This is a genomic window from Agrobacterium genomosp. 13 str. CFBP 6927 (genome assembly GCA_900012615.1).
GTDB lineage: Bacteria > Pseudomonadota > Alphaproteobacteria > Rhizobiales > Rhizobiaceae > Agrobacterium.
In genome coordinates this window covers 119,210-136,493 of sequence record LT009756.1, presented here as the reverse complement: position 1 = coordinate 136,493, position 17,284 = coordinate 119,210, and the positions used below count along the sequence as shown (strand labels likewise).

At 60.1% G+C, this 17,284-nt stretch carries 17 protein-coding genes; 11 read left to right on the top strand and 6 right to left on the bottom strand.

Translation table 11 applies throughout. The features are described 5' to 3' along the window. Window positions 1–101 precede the first annotated feature (101 nt). The 5 genes from AGR13A_RS00650 to AGR13A_RS00630 form a co-directional block, all read right to left on the bottom strand. Window positions 102–1,349, bottom strand: coding sequence for an NAD(P)/FAD-dependent oxidoreductase (locus AGR13A_RS00650; RefSeq protein WP_080833083.1), 1,248 nt, complete (start codon window positions 1,347–1,349; stop codon window positions 102–104). A gap of 100 nt (window positions 1,350–1,449) precedes the next feature. Continuing rightward, a complete protein-coding gene (locus tag AGR13A_RS00645) occupies window positions 1,450–3,090 on the bottom strand; it encodes an ABC transporter ATP-binding protein (RefSeq protein ID WP_080836398.1) in 1,641 nt (546 codons plus the stop codon). A 5-nt stretch (window positions 3,091–3,095) separates the two neighbouring features. Then, a complete protein-coding gene (locus AGR13A_RS00640) occupies window positions 3,096–4,241 on the bottom strand; it encodes an ABC transporter permease (RefSeq protein WP_080833080.1) in 1,146 nt (381 codons plus the stop codon). Then, the gene (locus tag AGR13A_RS00635) at window positions 4,241–5,335 is read right to left on the bottom strand and encodes a microcin C ABC transporter permease YejB (RefSeq protein ID WP_080833077.1); all 1,095 of its coding nucleotides are present in this window, start codon (window positions 5,333–5,335) and stop codon (window positions 4,241–4,243) included. Before AGR13A_RS00635 ends, AGR13A_RS00640 begins: the two co-directional genes overlap by 1 nt. A gap of 140 nt (window positions 5,336–5,475) precedes the next feature. After that, on the bottom strand, window positions 5,476–7,320 hold the full coding sequence (locus AGR13A_RS00630; protein ID WP_080833074.1) for an extracellular solute-binding protein: 1,845 nt from the start codon (window positions 7,318–7,320) through the stop codon (window positions 5,476–5,478). 204 nt (window positions 7,321–7,524) lie between these two features. On the opposite strand from AGR13A_RS00630, the gene mepA reads away from it, so the two are divergent. From mepA to dapB, 4 genes are all read left to right on the top strand, one after another. Further along, the gene (mepA, locus tag AGR13A_RS00625) at window positions 7,525–8,574 is read left to right on the top strand and encodes a penicillin-insensitive murein endopeptidase (protein ID WP_080833071.1); all 1,050 of its coding nucleotides are present in this window, start codon (window positions 7,525–7,527) and stop codon (window positions 8,572–8,574) included. 102 nt (window positions 8,575–8,676) lie between these two features. Continuing rightward, the gene (locus AGR13A_RS00620; RefSeq protein ID WP_035219519.1) at window positions 8,677–9,060 is read left to right on the top strand and encodes a methylglyoxal synthase; all 384 of its coding nucleotides are present in this window, start codon (window positions 8,677–8,679) and stop codon (window positions 9,058–9,060) included. A gap of 21 nt (window positions 9,061–9,081) precedes the next feature. Beyond that, window positions 9,082–10,104, top strand: coding sequence for a glucokinase (locus AGR13A_RS00615; RefSeq protein ID WP_080833068.1), 1,023 nt, complete (start codon window positions 9,082–9,084; stop codon window positions 10,102–10,104). Between the two features lie 134 nt (window positions 10,105–10,238). Beyond that, window positions 10,239–11,066: a 4-hydroxy-tetrahydrodipicolinate reductase gene (gene dapB / locus AGR13A_RS00610; RefSeq protein WP_080833064.1), complete on the top strand. Its 828-nt coding sequence runs from the start codon at window positions 10,239–10,241 to the stop codon at window positions 11,064–11,066. Between the two features lie 9 nt (window positions 11,067–11,075). On the opposite strand, the gene phnF is transcribed toward dapB, so the two are convergent. Then, window positions 11,076–11,813: a phosphonate metabolism transcriptional regulator PhnF gene (phnF, locus tag AGR13A_RS00605; RefSeq protein WP_080833062.1), complete on the bottom strand. Its 738-nt coding sequence runs from the start codon at window positions 11,811–11,813 to the stop codon at window positions 11,076–11,078. An 82-nt stretch (window positions 11,814–11,895) separates the two neighbouring features. On the opposite strand from phnF, the gene phnG reads away from it, so the two are divergent. From phnG to AGR13A_RS00570, 7 genes are all read left to right on the top strand, one after another. Beyond that, window positions 11,896–12,357 (top strand): phosphonate C-P lyase system protein PhnG, encoded by a 462-nt coding sequence (gene phnG / locus AGR13A_RS00600; protein WP_035219528.1) that lies wholly within the window; start codon window positions 11,896–11,898, stop codon window positions 12,355–12,357. After that, window positions 12,357–12,965, top strand: a complete 609-nt coding sequence (gene phnH, locus AGR13A_RS00595) for a phosphonate C-P lyase system protein PhnH (RefSeq protein ID WP_167377360.1) — start codon at window positions 12,357–12,359, stop codon at window positions 12,963–12,965. The genes phnG and phnH overlap by 1 nt, the downstream gene beginning before the upstream one ends. Window position 12,966: 1 nt before the next feature. After that, entirely contained in the window at window positions 12,967–14,076 is a 1,110-nt protein-coding gene (locus AGR13A_RS00590; RefSeq protein WP_080833057.1) for a carbon-phosphorus lyase complex subunit PhnI, read from the top strand. A gap of 133 nt (window positions 14,077–14,209) precedes the next feature. Beyond that, window positions 14,210–15,112, top strand: coding sequence for an alpha-D-ribose 1-methylphosphonate 5-phosphate C-P-lyase PhnJ (locus AGR13A_RS00585; RefSeq protein WP_035219534.1), 903 nt, complete (start codon window positions 14,210–14,212; stop codon window positions 15,110–15,112). Further along, on the top strand, window positions 15,109–15,885 hold the full coding sequence (gene phnK / locus AGR13A_RS00580; protein ID WP_035219536.1) for a phosphonate C-P lyase system protein PhnK: 777 nt from the start codon (window positions 15,109–15,111) through the stop codon (window positions 15,883–15,885). Before AGR13A_RS00585 ends, phnK begins: the two co-directional genes overlap by 4 nt. 4 nt (window positions 15,886–15,889) lie before the next feature. Continuing rightward, window positions 15,890–16,597, top strand: a complete 708-nt coding sequence (gene phnL / locus AGR13A_RS00575) for a phosphonate C-P lyase system protein PhnL (RefSeq protein ID WP_080833056.1) — start codon at window positions 15,890–15,892, stop codon at window positions 16,595–16,597. After that, window positions 16,594–17,211: a transferase hexapeptide repeat family protein gene (locus AGR13A_RS00570; RefSeq protein WP_080833053.1), complete on the top strand. Its 618-nt coding sequence runs from the start codon at window positions 16,594–16,596 to the stop codon at window positions 17,209–17,211. The genes phnL and AGR13A_RS00570 overlap by 4 nt, the downstream gene beginning before the upstream one ends. Window positions 17,212–17,284: the final 73 nt, after the last annotated feature.

The following is a 17,284-nucleotide window of genomic DNA, read 5'->3' as shown; positions in this document are numbered from 1 at the left end:
ATAGATGAGAAACCTCGCCGTCATGATGACGCTTGCCCCTTTTCCCCTTGGATAAGCCCATGTTACGTGGCCCGCCGCAGGAAGGCCAGCGGATTCGGCTATCAGGGATTGAACCTTTCCGGGCGATAGGCGTCGATGGCGATAACAGGCGTTTCCCCCAGCATGGTTTCCGCCAGCACGCGGCCGGTGATGGGCCCGAGTGTGAGGCCGTGATGGGCATGCCCGAAGGCGAGCCACAATGTCCTGTGCCTTGGCGCCTTGCCGATGATCGGCATCATATCCGGCGTGCAGGGGCGCGCACCCATCCACGGTTCTGCATCCAGCCTGCCGCCAAGAGGAAAGACCGTGCGCGCCACCCGTTCCGCCCGCTCGATCTGCACCGGAGATTTCGGCGCATCGCGTTCGGCAAATTCCGCGCCCGTCGTCAGGCGGATACCCTTTCGCATCGGCGCCAGAAAATAACCGCGCTCCGCATCGATCAGCCAGTTGTTAAGCTTCGTGCCCTCCTGCGGCGCATAATGCATGTGATAGCCACGCTTCACACCGAGCGGAAAGCGGTAACCCAGGCGTTCCGTCACCGTATCCGCCCAGGGGCCAAGTGCGACGACGGCATGTTCGGCCTCGACCGCGCCGGTTTCGGTGCGCACCGTCCACCCGCTCACCGTCTGGCTGAGGGTGGAGGCATCGCCCCGCACAAAGGTTCCGCCGAGACTTTCGAACAGTTTGACATAGGCCAGTGTCAGCGCGTGCGGATCACGCACCGACCAGGGATCGTCCCATTTCAGACCACCGACGAAATCGCGGCTTAGATGCGGTTCGGCAGTCGCGAGTTCTTCGGCCCCGAGTTTCGTGTGGGAAATACCGTGGTCACGCGCCAGACGCTCGGCGAAGGCATAGTCTGCATCCCGCCTTGCAGCGGTTCTATAGGCCTCCATCCAGCCGTTCTTGACGATGAGATCGCCGGCCTTCGCCTCGTCGATCAAAATGCTGTGTTCGGAGACCGAATGCTCGATCAGCGGCGCATAGGCGCGGGCAATCGCTGCGTGCCGCGTGGCTGCGGAATTGTACCAGTAACGGCCGAGAAAGGGCGCGATCTTCGGCAAAGCGGAGAGGTGATAACGGGCATCAATGCTGTTGTTCAGGGAATAGCGCAACAGCAGAGCAAGGTCCTGCGGGAAGGCGTAGGGAACGACGCCTTCTCTCTGGATAAGCCCGGCATTGCCGAAGGAGGTTTCCTCACCCGGTCCGCGCCGGTCCACCAGCACCACCGACTTGCCCCTGCGAGCCAGTTGCAGGGCAACCGAGACCCCGATGATACCCGCCCCCAAAACGATCACATCCGCTGCCATTGCAATCAATCCGTTTCCGCGTCACGTCCTGCGCAACATGGGTCGGCATTTTTTGCAAAGCAACAGAAAAATCATTGCCTTAATAGAAATAGCGACGCGCCTACTGGCTCACCGCTTTGGTTTCGACAGCCTCGATATTAAAGGCCGCCGCCAGCAACGCCCTGGTATATTCCTGCTGCGGATCAGCGAATATATTCGCCGCCGGGCCGCTCTCCACCACCTTGCCATGGCGCATGACGATCAGATCGTTGGCAAGCGCCTTCACCACCTTCAGGTCGTGGCTGATGAAGAGATAGGCGAGTTCATGCTTGGCCTGAAGATCGCGCAGCAGATCGACCACCTGCGCCTGCACGCTCATGTCGAGCGCGGATGTCGGCTCGTCCAGCATGACGAAACGGGGCTTCAGCACCATGGCGCGGGCGATGGCGATGCGCTGGCGCTGGCCGCCGGAGAATTCGTGCGGATACCGCCAGCGCGTCGCGGGGTCGAGACCGACCTCTTCCAGCGCGGTGGCGACACGCGTATCGCGCTCATCGGCAGACAGAGACCGCTCATGCACCTTCAAGCCCTCGGCGACGATTTCGCCTACTGACATACGCGGGCTGAGCGACCCATAAGGATCCTGAAACACCACCTGCAGCCGGTTTCTGAGCGGCTTCATCATTTCATAGGAATAGTGGTCAATCGACTGGCCGATGAAGCTGATGCGCCCCTCAGAGGCGATCAACCGGGAGAGAGCGAGGCCAAGCGTTGTCTTGCCCGAGCCGGATTCGCCCACGACACCAACCGTCTGCCCGGCACGCAGGGTAATATCGATGCCATCGACCGCCTTCACATGGTCAACCACCCGGCGCATCAGCCCCGCTTTAATGGGGAACCAGACCTTGATATCGTCGCCCTGCATGACCACCGGTTTGGTCGCATCGGAATGCGGCGGCTCGCCTTTCGGCTCCGCCGCCAGAAGATGACGCGTATAGGCGTGCTGCGGATCATTGAAAACCTGCTCCACTGTGCCGGTCTCGACAATCTTGCCCTTTGTCATGACGCAGACGCGGTCGGCAAATTTGCGGACAATGCCGAGATCGTGGGTGATGAACAGCATGGACATGCCGTGCTTCGTCTTGAGGTCGCTCAGAAGTTCGAGGATCTGGGCCTGAACCGTCACGTCGAGCGCCGTCGTCGGCTCGTCGGCGATCAGCAGTTTCGGCCGGTTGGCAAGCGCCATGGCAATCATCACGCGCTGCCGCTGGCCGCCGGACAATTCATGCGGATAGGCCTTCAGGCGCTTTTCCGGTTCGCGGATACCCACCTGCAGCAGCAGTTCCAGCGTGCGCGCCCGCGCCTGCGCCCCGGTAATTGCCTGATGCAGTTCCAGAATCTCGCCGATCTGCCGCTCGATGGTGTGGAGCGGATTGAGCGAGGTCATCGGCTCCTGAAAAATCATCGTGACGTCGTTACCGCGGACCGCACGCAGGGCGCGTTCCGGCAAAGTCAGCATATCCTTGCCGTCGAACAGGATTTTTCCCGACGGATGGCTTGCCGCCGGATAGGGCAGCAATTTGAGAATGGAATTCGCCGTCACGGACTTGCCGGAACCGGACTCGCCAACGAGGGCGACGACCTCACCCGGCATCAGATCGAAAGAGACGTGATCAACGGCGATACTGGTCGTGCCCCCCTGATGAAAGGCGACGGAGAGATCACGGACGGAGAGAAGCGGTTGGGTCTTTGTTTCCGTCATGGCGATCACCGGAACGTCTTGCGTGGATCGAAGGCGTCGCGCACCGCTTCACCGACGAAAATCAACAATGAGAGCATGATGGACATGGTGAAAAACGCAGTGAGGCCAAGCCAGGGGGCCTGAAGGTTGTTCTTGCCCTGCGCGATCATCTCGCCCAGCGACGGCGATCCCGGCGGCATGCCGAAGCCGAGGAAATCGAGCGAGGTGAGCGTCGTGATCGAACCGGAGAGGATGAAAGGCAGGAAGGTCAGTGTCGCCACCATGGCGTTTGGCAGAAGATGCCGGAACATGATCGTCCAGTTGCCGACGCCAAGCGCGCGGGCGGCGCGGACATATTCGAAGTTTCTGGCGCGCAGGAATTCCGCTCGCACGATGCCGACGAAGCCGACCCATGAAAAGAGCAGCATGATGCCGAGCAGCACGAAGAATCCCGGCGGCAGGATGGCCGCGATGATGAGCAGGATATAAAGCACCGGCATGGACGACCAGATTTCGATGAAACGCTGCAACAAAAGGTCAGTCCAGCCGCCGAAATAACCCTGAATCGCGCCAGCGGTGACGCCGACAAGGGCCGACGCGATGGTCAGCGTCAGGCCGAACAGCACGGAAATACGGAAACCGTAGATCATCCGCGCCGTGACATCGCGGGCCTGATTGTCCGTTCCGAGCCAGTTGAGGTTGCCGAGGGTGCAGCCGGGATCGGCATTGCCTTGCGGATAGGCCGAGCAGCGGTCTTTTTCATCCATCAGCCAGAACGGCGCGGTGGGTGCCGAATGGGGAATATTGGAATTGACCGTCTGATAGGAATAACGGATCGGCGGCCAGATCATCCAGCCATTGGCATTGATCTCGTCCTGAATGAAGGAGGATTTGTAATCGGTCTGGGCAAGGAAGCCGCCGAATTTTTCCTCCGGATAATCCACCATGACCGGCACCAGCAGCTCACCTTTGTAGGAGGCAAGGACGGGTTTGTCATTGGCGATGAATTCCGCGATCAGGCTCAGGAAAAACAGGATCAGGAACAGCCAGAAGGACCAATAACCGCGCCGGTTCGCCTTGAAATTCTGCCAGCGGCGTTTGGTGGTCGGCGAAAACCACGGGCGCTTCGGCTTTTCTATCGTTTCGGCTGCGGCGGTATGGGCAAGCGTCATCACACGTCCCTCCGCTCGAAATCGATACGCGGATCGATCCACGTATAGATAAGGTCGGAAATGAGGCCGACGACGAGGCCCATCAACGAGAAGATGAAGAGCGTGCCGAACACGATCGGGTAGTCACGGTTGACGACCGAGAGATAACCGAGGCGGCCAAGGCCATCGAGCGAGAAGATATTCTCGATCAGCAGCGATCCGGTGAAGAAGGCCGAGATGAAGGCGCCCGGAAAACCGGCGATTACGATCAGCATCGCGTTGCGGAAGACATGACCATAAAGAACCTTGCGCTCGGTGAGGCCCTTGGCGCGGGCAGTGATGACATATTGCTTCTTGATCTCGTCGATGAAGGAATTCTTGGTCAGAAGCGTCGTTGTCGCGAAGGCCGAAAGCGACAGCGCGATGAGCGGCAGAGTCAGGTGCCAGAAGTAGTCGATGATCTTCTGCCACCAGTTCAGCTGATCAAAATTATCCGACACCAGACCGCGCAGCGGAAACCAGTCGAAGAAGGATCCGCCGGCAAAGAGGACGATGAGCAGGATACCAAACAGAAAGCTCGGCACGGCATAACCGATGATGATGATGCCGGAGGTCCAGACGTCGAAGGTCGAGCCGTCGGACACGGCCTTCTTGATGCCGAGCGGAATGGAGATGATGTAGGAAATGATCAGGATCCAGAAACCGAGCGACGCGGACACCGGCAGCTTGTCGATGATGAGATCGATGACAGAGGAATTGCGGAAGAAGCTGTCGCCGAAATCAAAGCGGATATAATTCCACATCATTTCGAGAAAACGGGTGAGCGGCGGCTTGTCGAAGCCGAACTGTTTTTCGAGCTTGGCGATCAGTTCCGGATCGAGACCCTGCGCGCCGCGATATTTCGAACCGCTGTCATCGAAACCGCCGGACTGGCCCATGAGATCGCCACCGCCCGAGAGCCGGTCGGAGGCGCTGTCGCCCTGCCCGGTCAATTGCGCGACGACCTGTTCCACCGGCCCGCCCGGCGCGAACTGGATGACGAGAAACGAAATGCCCATAATGCCGACGATGGTCGGGATCATCAGCGCCAGACGTCTAAGGATATAGGCGCCCATCAGCCTCTGCTCCCGGCCGATACGTCAGTGGTCTTCGTTTCTGTCAAACCCGGTCCTTTCCTGAAAGCGCCTGCCTGCGCTTTAAGCGATTCGTCTCGCCCTATGTGAATCAAGCCTTCGGTGCGAAAGCAAGGCCAGCGTCAGTTCGCGGCCTGGCTGGACCACCATGCTTCCGGAAAACCGACACCATATTGGGGCAGGTTTTCCGGACGGATGAGCGTATTCCAGTAAGCGATGAACATCTCACCACGGTAGAATTGCGGTATGACGTAACTGTTTGCCAGAAGCACGCGGTCGAGAGCGCGTGCGGCGGCCACCTGTTCATCCCGGTTGGGCGCAAATATGACCTTCCTGACCAACGCATCGACGGCGGGGTTCTTGATACCGGCAATATTGTTGGATCCTTGCCGGTCGGCGGCGGCCGAGCCCCAGAAATCCGCCTGTTCGTTTCCGGGGTTCGCGGAAGTCGCCCAGAGCTTGACGATCACGTCATAATCGAAGCTGCGGGTGCGGTTGGTATATTGCGAGGCGTCGACCGTGCGAATGGTGGCGTTGATGCCGATCTTCTTGAGGTTCTGGACATAGGGAAGGATGGTTCTTTCCATGCCGGCGGAATCGATCAGAAACTCCATATCGAGCGGCTGTCCGGTTTTCGCATTGACCATGCGGTTGCCGCGCAGCTCGTAACCGGCTTCCTTCATCAGCCTGACCGCTTCGCGAAGATTGTCGCGCTGTTTGGCGGGGTCGCCTGCCACGGGGTTGCGATATTCTGTCGTGAAGACCTCCGGCGGAACCTGATCCTTCAGTTCCTGAAGAATCTCCAGCTCTCGCCCGGTCGGCAGGCCGGAAGAGGCCAGCTCGCTGCCCATGAAGAAGCTGTTGATGCGCTGGAACTGGCCGTAAGCCAGCGTTCGGTTCAGCTCCTCGAAATCGAAAGCGTAGTTGAGTGCCTTGCGCAGGTTCGGGTTCTGGAACTTTTCGCGACGCATGTTCGGCACGAAGGCCTGCATGATGCCGACGGAACGATATATATTCGGCAGTTCTTCCTTCTTGACGCGGCCTTCCTTGACGGCTGGGAAATCATAACCCGTTACCCAGCGGCTGGAGGAGGCTTCCTGCCGGAAATCGACGGTACCGGACTTGAAGGCCTGGAATTCGACATCCTGATCGGCGAAGAAGGTGTAGGCGATGGTTTTGAAATTGTTCAGCCCGACATTCACGTTGACGTCCTTGCCCCAGTAGTCGTCGCGGCGTTCATAAGTAATTGTCGAGCCGGGAGAGACTGAGGCAATCTTGTAGGGGCCGGAACCCATCACCGGCTCCAGCGTGCCACGCGATATGTCGCGCGGCTTGCCATCCGGGCCGGCTGACTCCCACCAGTGTTTGGGAACGATCAGCAATTGCCCGACAATCTGCGGCAATTCGCGATTGTTCTTTTCATCGAAAGTGAAGGTAATGTCCCTTTCGCCGCTCACCTCCGCCTTGGTGACATGGGTGTAATAGGTCGCTAGCTGCGGGCTCAAATCCTTGGCCTTTTCGAAGCTGAAGACGACATCCTCCGGCGTCACCGGCTTGCCATCCGCCCATTTCGCCTCCGCGCGCAACCGGAAGGTGGCTTTCGAAATATCGTCGGGATAGCTCACGCCCTCGGCCAGAAGACCGTAGGAGGCCGACAGCTCCTCTTCCGTCGATTTCATCAATGTATCGAAAATAAGAGAAAGGCCGGTCGCCGCCTCGCCCTTGGCGAGCAGCGGATTGAGCGTATCGAAGGTGCCCGCCGTCGACAGGCGAAGGGTGCCGCCTTTCGGTGCCTTGGTGTTCACATAGTCGAAATGATCGAAGCCATCGGGATGTTTCAGTTCCCCGACCGTCGAAATCCCCTTTCGCCATACATCGGACGATTGTGCGGAGGCCGCCGCCGGTATCAGCAGGGCGGATGCCGCAAGAGCGATGAGAAAGCGGGATTTCAGTGGTGCCAATATCATTGGGGGAATGTCCCTGTTTTCGTGTTTGTTGGAGAGAGCATAAAACAAAGATTGGCAAAAAACAGATGCGCCGCCTCACAAGCTCTTTATCGGCGTCTTTATCCTCATGCTTTGGCGCCAGCGGCCGAAACATGGTTTCAACAAAATCCCGTTCCAGTTTATCTTGAGGGAAAGAGAATCATCTGATCGGACGGGCACGACTATATGACGGCGGGATCATCCAGAGTTTTCAAGGCGGCCATGCTGGCGATTTCGGTTGTTTCCGCGTTGCAGCTGCAGGCGCAAACCGCATCGGCTGAAGACAGGCCCGCGAAAGAAGTGTTTGGCCACATGGCTCTGCCTTCCGCCGCGACCTCGCAGCCGATCGGCTCCTATGCAAAGGGATGCCAGTCCGGTGCGATCGCCATGCCGACGGATGGTCCGGGCTGGCAGGCCATGCGCCTTTCCCGCAACCGGCGCTGGGGCCAGCCGCAGCTGATTTCCTTCCTCGAGCAATTTTCGCAGGACGCCCAGAAAATCGGCTGGCCGGGGCTGCTGCTGGGCGATATTTCCCAGCCGCGCGGCGGGCCGATGCTGACCGGCCATGCCTCGCACCAGATCGGTCTCGATGTCGATATCTGGTGGAGGCCGATGCCCACGCCCCGGCTGAGCGTGGAGCAGCGTGAAACGGTGCCTTTCGTATCCATGCTGGACAAGAGCAAGTTTCTGACGGTGGACGACCGCAAATGGTCACCGCTCAATGCCCGGCTGGTGATGATGGCCGCAAGCTATCCGCAGGTGGAGCGGATTTTCGTCAACCCGGCGATCAAGCAGAAACTCTGCCAGACCTGGACGGGCGACCGCACCTTCATGGGCAAGATCAGGCCGATTTACGGTCACGACGAGCATTTCCACGTCAGGCTCGAATGCCCGCCCGGCGCGCCCAACTGCAAACCGCAGGCGGCCGTGGGCAAGGGTGATGGCTGCGACAAGTCGCTGGCCTGGTGGTTCAGCAAGGAGCCTTGGGCGCCGCCGAAAAAGGATCCCAACGCCAAGCCGGTAAAACCCCGCCCCGTCATGGTTTCCGACCTGCCATCGGCCTGCGCTGCCGTGGCTGCCGCCCCTTCCGCCAATCCGGAGGGTTTTGCCGCCCAGGCCTATTCCCCGGCCCAGGCCGTGCGGCAACAGAGCGTCGAACAGGTCATCCAGAATGCTCCGGCTATTCAGCCGCCTTCAGATATTCCGCTTCCGACCCAGCGTCCGACATTGAACTGATACAGAAATGCGGCATTCAACAGCTTCCCTTTTCAAATGGCGGCAAGCTGTTATAGAAGGCTTCAAATCGATTTAATTCTTTACCGGGAACAGGCTGGGGACATGGCAGGGCAACGCTGTATCGCACTCATCGCTCACGACGAGAAAAAAGACGATATGGCGGATTTCGCACGTCACCATCAAAAGGCGCTGGCCGGATTCAGGATCGTCGCCACCGGCACGACCGGCGGGCGGGTTCAGGAAGCCTGTCCGGGGCTCGATGTCATTCGCCTCAAAAGCGGCCCACTCGGCGGCGACCAGCAGATCGGCGCGATGATTGCGACCGGTGAGGTGGATATGCTGATCTTCTTCACCGACCCGCTGACGGCGATGCCGCATGATGTGGATGTGAAGGCGCTGACCCGGCTTGCCACGGTTTACGATATTCCCATGGCGCTCAACCGCGCCACCGCAGAAAACCTCATCGACTTCAACCTCGCCGAATGACGCGCCAACATGGAACAGGTAATGCCGAAGACGTCCGATACCGAATATCTGTCCTTTCCGATCCTGCTTGGCGACATCGGCGGCACCAATGCCCGCTTTTCCATTCTGATCGATTCCTTTGCGGAACCCGTACACCTCACCACCGTGAAAACAGCGGAATATCCGACAATTGACGACGCCATTCAGCAGGCGGTTCTGGACAAGACCTCGCTGCAGCCGGTCTCGACCATCCTTGCGATTGCCGGCCCCATAGAAGGCGACGAAATTCCGCTGACCAATTGCCATTGGGTCGTGAAGCCGAAGGATATGCTGGCCAAACTCGGCCTGAAGGATGTCATCGTCATCAACGACTTCGAAGCGCAGGCTCTGGCGATTGCAGCGCTTGGCGATGACAACCGCGAGCCCATCGGCGCCGGCAAAAAAGACGTGCTGGCGTCGCGTGTGGTTCTTGGGCCGGGCACGGGCCTTGGCGTCGCCGGGCTGGTTTACGCCCGCCACATGTGGTTCCCCGTGCCCGGTGAAGGCGGCCATGTCGATATCGGCCCCAGAAGCGCGCGTGACTATGCGGTTTTTCCGCATATTGAAACCATTGAGGGCCGTGTCGCCGGCGAGCAGATCCTGTGCGGGCGTGGACTGGTCAATCTTTATCGCGCCGTCTGCAAAGCCGATGGCATAGACCCCGTCTTTTCCGATCCGGCCGACATCACCTCTCACGGGCTTTCCGGCCAGAATGCGCAGGCGAAAGAAACGCTTTCGCTTTTCAGCACCTATCTCGGCCGCCTGGCTGGCGATCTCGCCTTGATCTTCATGGCCAAAGGCGGCGTCTATCTGGCCGGCGGCATTTCGCAGAAAATCATTCCGGCGCTGAAAAGCCCCGAATTCCGGGCCGCCTTCGAGGACAAGGCGCCGCACAGCGCGCTGATGCGGACCATCCCCACCTTCGTCGTCACCCATCCGCAGGCTGCCCTTTCCGGGCTGGCGACCTATGCGAGAACGCCTTCCGATTTCGGCCTTTCGCTCGATGGACGGCGCTGGAGGGCGTGATCGCGTTTCCAGCGGTCGACCATTTGATGTGACGCTTGCGAAGCGGCCGGGCGGTCTTTAACGTCACCGCGGCAACATCAATCGACCGATACCGGCGGATCTCGATCCGCCCGACATGAAAAGTGAGTGAAAGCATGGGCAGCAGCGGCATGAAACTGGTGGTGGTCGGCGCGGCGGGCCGCATGGGACAGGCACTGATCCGCCTTATTCACCAGACGCCCGGCGTCCAGCTGCATGCCGCCGTCGCGCGCGAAGGCTCTGCCTTTGTCGGCCGCGATGCGGGCGAAATCGCCGGTCTCGGCCCGATCGGTGTCGAAATCACCAGCGATCCCCTTCAGGCATTTCTGCATGCGGAAGGGGTGATCGATTTCACCTCGCCGGCAACCAGCGTTACCTTTGCCGGCCTCGCCGCGCAGGCCCGTATCGTGCATATCATCGGCACCACGGGCTGCTCAGCGGAAGACGAGGAAAAATTCAAGGCGGCGTCGCGCCATGCGCGCATCGTCAAATCGGGCAATATGAGCCTCGGCGTCAACCTGCTCAGCGTTTTAACGCAGCAGGCCGCGCAGGCGCTGGATGCGCAGAACTGGGATATCGAAATCCTTGAAATGCACCACAAACACAAGGTGGATGCGCCCTCGGGCACCGCCCTTCTGCTCGGCGAGGCGGCGGCGGCGGGCCGCAAGGTCGATCTCACCGCCTCCTCGGTGCGCGTACGCGACGGGCATACGGGCGCGCGTGAGGCGGGCACCATCGGTTTTGCCACGCTGCGCGGCGGTTCGGTGATCGGCGAACATTCTGTCATTTTCGCTGGCGAAGGAGAGCGCGTCGAGCTCTCCCACTATGCCGGTGACCGCTCCATCTTCGCACGCGGGGCAATCGTCGCGGCGCTTTGGGCCTTCGACAAGAAGCCGGGCTTTTATTCCATGCTGGACGTGCTGGGGCTTTCGCAGCCGGAATAAGCCCGCACCTTAATTTTCAACCGTGAATTCGACCGTATCAGCCGAGAAGCGGCTGATGGCATATTGTACCGGCACGCCATCCATATCGGCATTCAGCGCCTGGGTGACGAGCAAGATTGCGCCCGGCGACAGTTCCAGATCGGCCAGATCCTGCGTGTCCGCATGGCTGGCGGAAATGACGGTGGAAATACGCACGTAATCCGCCACGCCCAGCATATTGAAGGCAGCGGTAATCGAGCCGCTCTTCTGGTAGGCCTCGCCTATTCTGGCGAAACGATCGGCCGGAAACCATGTGGTCGAACGGGACACCGGCCGATTATCGGCCTTGCGCAGCGTTTCGAGACGTATGAGCGGCGCACCGGCCGGTAGTTGCAGCCGTGTGGCCAGATCGGCATTTGCCGGCTCGGTCGTGTGGGACAGAAGCAGCGCTTCCATTTCCTTGACCTGATCGGCGATCCCCGCCGTGAACCGCGTGCGCCGTGAGATCGGAAAACTCAGGCGCTCCTTGCGGGCGATCATCGTGCCGCGCCCCTGCACCGGCTCGAGGATGCCTTCGCTGGCGAGTGCGGCAATGGCGCTTCGGACGGTATGGCGGTTGACGCCGAATTTTTCGGCCAGCGTCATTTCCGGCGGTAACATGCCGGTTTCATCGTGATCACCCGCCGCGATCTCGCCTCTGATCCTGTCGGCGATCTGCCGCCAGAGCGCCACGCCGTTCTTTCTTTTCATCGCTGCCGAAGGGCCCATGTCACACGCTTGTCATTCACTAACGTTAAATGTACCTTATATTGTATAGTTGTCTATATCAATAGACATTAGAGGTCAAGCGATGATTCACGAAACTGCAGACTTGCATGCAGACAGAAAGCGGGTGGCGGCGCTTCTTGCCCGCGCCACCGTGCAGGAACTCGAAACCGTCTGGAACCGGCAGGATGAAAGCCCCCGGACGGAAAATGTGCGTGGGCCGGAAACCGGCCTTGTCATGGTCAAAGGCCGTATCGGCGGCGGCGGCGCGCCCTTCAATCTGGGTGAGACGACCGTTACCCGGGCAACCGTCAAGCTTGCCTCGGGCACCGTGGGTCACGCACATGTTCTCGGCACCGGCCGCAAGAAGGCCTGGTACGCCGCCGTTTTCGATGCGCTCTGGCAGGAAAGCCCGACCCGCGGCTTTGTCGAGACCGAGCTTCTTTCACCGGTCGAGAAACGACTGACCGAGGAGAAGGACAGGAAAACAAAAGAAACCGCCGCAACACGGGTCGATTTCTTCACCATGGTTCGAGGAGAAGATTGATGAGCGTCAAGGCCGAAGCATTGACGGGCGGTTTTTCCGACGCCGTCTTCGATTCCCAACGGATTTTCAAGAAACTCATGGATGGCATGGCCCGGCCGGGCACGCCGCAGACAATCGAAACCGCGGTCGCCCCGCCATCGCCTCTCGCCCCCGCCACCGGCGCGGTCCTGCTGGCGCTCTGCGATCACGATACGCCGGTCTGGCTGAGCGGCGCGCTACGAAAAACCACCGTCCCCGGTTGGGTTGCATTTCATACCGGCGCGGTCGCGACGGATGAAAAAAATGCGGCGCATTTCGCCGTCATCGAAGCGGGCAGCGCCATAGCTTCCTTCGGTCTCTTCGCCCAGGGAAGCCAGGAATATCCGGACCGCTCCACCACGCTCATCATCGAGTTGCCTGATCTGGATGGCGGGCGGGAATTGCTGCTCTCCGGCCCCGGTATCCGCCACGTCAACATCATCAGTCCCACCGGCCTGCCGGACATATTCCCGAGGCTGTGGGTGGAGAACAATGCCATTTTTCCGCGCGGCGTCGACGTCATCCTGACATCCGCCGACAGATTTGTCTGCCTGCCGCGCACGACGCGCATCCAACCCGTGGAGGCATAAGATGTATGTTGCTGTCAAAGGCGGGGAAACCGCCATTGCCAACGCCCACCGGCTTCTTGCCGACAAGCGGCGCGGAGACCGTGACCTGCCCGCCATGACGGTGTCGCAGATCGTTTCGCAGCTTTCGCTCGCCGTCGACCGGGTGATGGCGGAAGCGTCTCTTTACGATCAGTCGCTTGCAGCCCTTGCGGTCAAGCAGGCCCGCGGCGACATGATCGAGGCCATCTTCCTGCTGCGCGCCTACCGCACGACGCTGCCGCGTTTCGGTTATTCGGTTCCGGTCGATACCGCTGAGATGACGGTGCACCGGCGCGTTTCCGCGACCTACAAGGATTTGCCCGGCGGGCAATTGCTGGGGCCGACCTTCGATTACACCCACCGCCTGCTTGACCCCTCTCTTCTCGAGGACGATGCCGTTGAAACCGCTGCCCGGCGTGAAGGGGAGCCGGAATATGTCATGCGCGTCTCCGACATTCTGGCGCAAGAGGGACTGATCGAGACCGACGGCGATATGCCTGATGATCATATTGCCGGCGATCTGACGCGGGAGCCGATGGAGTTTCCGATGCCGCGTGACCTGCGCCTGCAATCGCTGGCGCGTGGTGATGAGGGCTTCCTTCTGGCGCTCGCTTATTCAACACAGCGCGGTTATGGCCGCACGCACCCCTTTGTCGGTGAAATACGCATCGGTGAAGTGGAGATTGAACTGGACGTGCCGGAACTCGGCTTTGCCGTCTCGCTTGGCGACATACAGGTCACCGAATGCCAGATGATCAACCAGTTCAAGGGTTCGGCGAAAGCGCCGCCGCAATTCACCCGTGGCTACGGTCTGGTGTTCGGCCAGAGCGAGCGCAAGGCCATGGCCATGTCGCTGGTCGACCGGGCGCTGCGGGCAGGCGAATTCGGCGAGGACGTCGTGGCCCCCGCGCAGGACGAGGAATTCGTCATTTCACACGCTGACAACGTACAGGCGACGGGTTTCGTCGAACATCTGAAACTGCCGCACTACGTGGATTTCCAGGCCGAACTCGGTCTGGTGAGGAAAATGCGCGCCGATTTCGACGCGATCAATTCCAATGGCGCGGAATGGATGGGTGATGCGGCCGAATAGCTCAGCGGCTGCCGTGCTCGCCAAACCAGAAGGCGCAAAAGACGGTCGATGCTGCAAAGACAGCAAAGAACACGGCTGCAAGAATTCCAATCTCCATGAGCTTGTACTCCTTTTTTCGCAAGGTTAACGCGCAATGCTTAAAGAAGTTTCATTCGACGACGGGCTGGCTGCCTACAACTTCGCCTATCTGGACGAACAGACCAAGCGCATGATCCGCCGGGCGATCCTGAAGGCCATCGCCATTCCCGGTTATCAGGTACCCTTCGCTTCCCGCGAAATGCCCATGCCCTATGGCTGGGGTACCGGCGGCGTTCAGGTGACAGCCTCCATCCTCGGTCCAGAGGATGTGCTGAAGGTCATCGACCAGGGCGCCGACGACACGACCAATGCGGTTTCCATCCGCGCCTTCTTCCAGAAGGTGGCGAATGTTGCCGTTACCACCCGCACCAAGGATGCAACCATCATCCAGACGCGGCACCGCATTCCGGAAGAAGAACTGCATTCGGGTCAGGTTCTCGTCTATCAGGTTCCCATTCCCGAGCCGTTACGCTTTCTCGAACCGCGCGAGACCGAAACGCGTGTCATGCACGCGCTGGAGGAATATGGCCTGATGCACGTCAAGCTTTACGAGGACATCGCCCGCAACGGCCGCATCTCCACCACCTATGCCTATCCGGTGAAGGTTGCCGGGCGTTATGTGATGGATCCATCGCCTACCCCGAAATTCGACAATCCGAAAATGCATCTCTCGGACGCCCTCCAGCTTTTCGGCGCCGGGCGTGAGAAGCGCATCTATGCCGTGCCGCCCTATACGGACGTCGTCAGCCTCGATTTCGAAGATCATCCCTTCGAAATCCAGCGCTTTGACAAGCCCTGCGCGCTGTGCGGCGCGGAGAATGTCTATCTGGACGAGGTGGTGCTTGATGATAAGGGCGGGCGGATGTTCGTCTGCTCCGATACCGACCATTGCGAGGACCGCCGCGCCCATGGCCATAAAGGCCACCTGCTGGCGGATGTGAAGGAGGCCGCAGAATGAGCGACGCACCGCTTCTGAAAGTCAGGGACGTTTCCAAATATTACGGCGAGCGGGCCGGTTGCCGCAACGTCTCCTTCGAGCTTTATCCAGGCGAGGTTCTGGCCATTGTCGGCGAATCCGGTTCCGGCAAGACCACGCTCCTCAACTGCATTTCCACCCGGCTGATGCCGACGGCGGGCAGCGTGGAATATCGCATGCGCGACGGCTCGGTGCGTGACCTCTATCATATGGGCGAGGCCGAACGGCGTTTCCTGATGCGGACCGACTGGGGCTTTGTGCACCAGAACCCGGCGGACGGGCTGCGCATGGCGGTTTCGGCCGGCGCCAATGTCGGCGAGCGGCTGATGGCCGTGGGCAACCGGCATTACGGCAACATAAGGCAATCGGCCAGCGAATGGCTGGAGCGGGTGGAAATCGGCACCGACCGCATCGACGATCAGCCGCGCGCCTTCTCCGGCGGCATGCGCCAGCGCCTGCAGATCGCCCGCAACCTCGTCACCTCACCACGCCTCGTCTTCATGGATGAACCGACCGGCGGCCTCGATGTTTCCGTGCAGGCGCGGCTGCTCGATCTGGTCCGCGGTCTCGTCAACGACCTCGGTCTTGCCGTCGTCGTCGTCACCCATGATCTGGCCGTCGCGCGGCTGCTTTCCCACCGTATGATGGTGATGAAGGGCGGCGACGTCATCGAGCACGGGCTGACCGACCGGGTGCTGGACGATCCGCGCGAGCCCTATACGCAATTGCTTGTTTCCTCTATTCTGCAGGTTTGACGCCATGCCGACGCCTCTTATCGTTTCGGAAGTCTTCAAAAGCTTCACCATGCATCTTCGCGACGGTATCGAATTGCCCGTCGTCCGCGATGTCAGTTTCTCCGTTTGCAGCGGCGAATGTGTCGTACTCGGCGGCCCGTCCGGCATCGGCAAAAGCTCGATCCTGAAAATGCTCTATGGCAATTATGCCATCGACAGCGGGCAGATTCTCATCCGCCACGAGGACCAGGTCGTCGACATCGGCAATGCTTCGCCGCGCACGATCCTCGAGATCCGCCACCGCACCATCGGTTATGTCAGCCAGTTCCTGCGCACCGTGCCGCGTGTCGCTGCCATCGATGTCGTTGCCGAACCGCTTCTGGCGCGCAAGGTTGCCGCCGATGAAGCCCGCGAACATGCAGCCATGCTGCTTTCGAAACTCAACCTGCCGCGGGAACTTTGGTCACTCCCGCCGGCGACGTTTTCGGGCGGCGAGCAGCAGCGCGTGAATATTGCGCGCGGCTTCATCACCGATCATGCAATCCTTCTTCTGGACGAGCCGACAGCCTCGCTCGACGCCACAAATCGGCGCGTGGTCGTTGACATGATCGTCGAGAAAAAGACGAAGGGCACGGCCCTGCTTGGCATTTTTCATGACGAGGAAGTACGGGAAGCCGTGGCCGACCGCATTCTTGATGTCTCGCAATTTTCTCCCCGGAAGGCAGCGGCATGAGCGTCAAGGTCGGTCTCGAACCCGTCATCCACGAAAGTGCCCGCGTCACCAGCTCATCGATCGGCCGCTATACCGAAATTTCGGAGCGTTGCCGCATCGAGGAAGTGGAGATGGGCGATTATTCCTATGTCATGCAGGATGGTGCGATCTGGTGCGCAAGCATCGGCAAATTTGTCAACATCGCCGCTTCCGTGCGCATCAACGCCACCAATCATCCGATGTCGCGGGCGACGCTGCATCATTTCACCTATCGCGCCCGCAGCTACTGGGACGATGCCGAGGATGAAAAGGACTTCTTCGCGGCCCGCCGCGCCAAAAGGGTGGTGATCGGCCACGATGTCTGGATCGGCCATGGCGCGACCATCCTGCCCGGCGTCACTGTCGGGAACGGCGCGGTGATCGGGGCCGGTGCGGTCGTTTCCAAAGATGTGGCGCCCTATACCATCGTTGGCGGCGTTCCCGCCCGGCTGATCCGGGAGCGTTTCCCGGCGGAGCTCGGAAACCGCATGGACGCTCTGAAATGGTGGGACTGGGACCACGCAACGCTGCGCGGCGCGCTCGATGATTTCCGGACACTGGCGGCAGAGGATTTCGTCGCAAAATACGCCGGCTAAACTCCATCCAGAACCGAAGCAATCGCAGATTCCGGAAGCATATTCCTGGATCTGCGCGGTGGCGTTTTGAGGA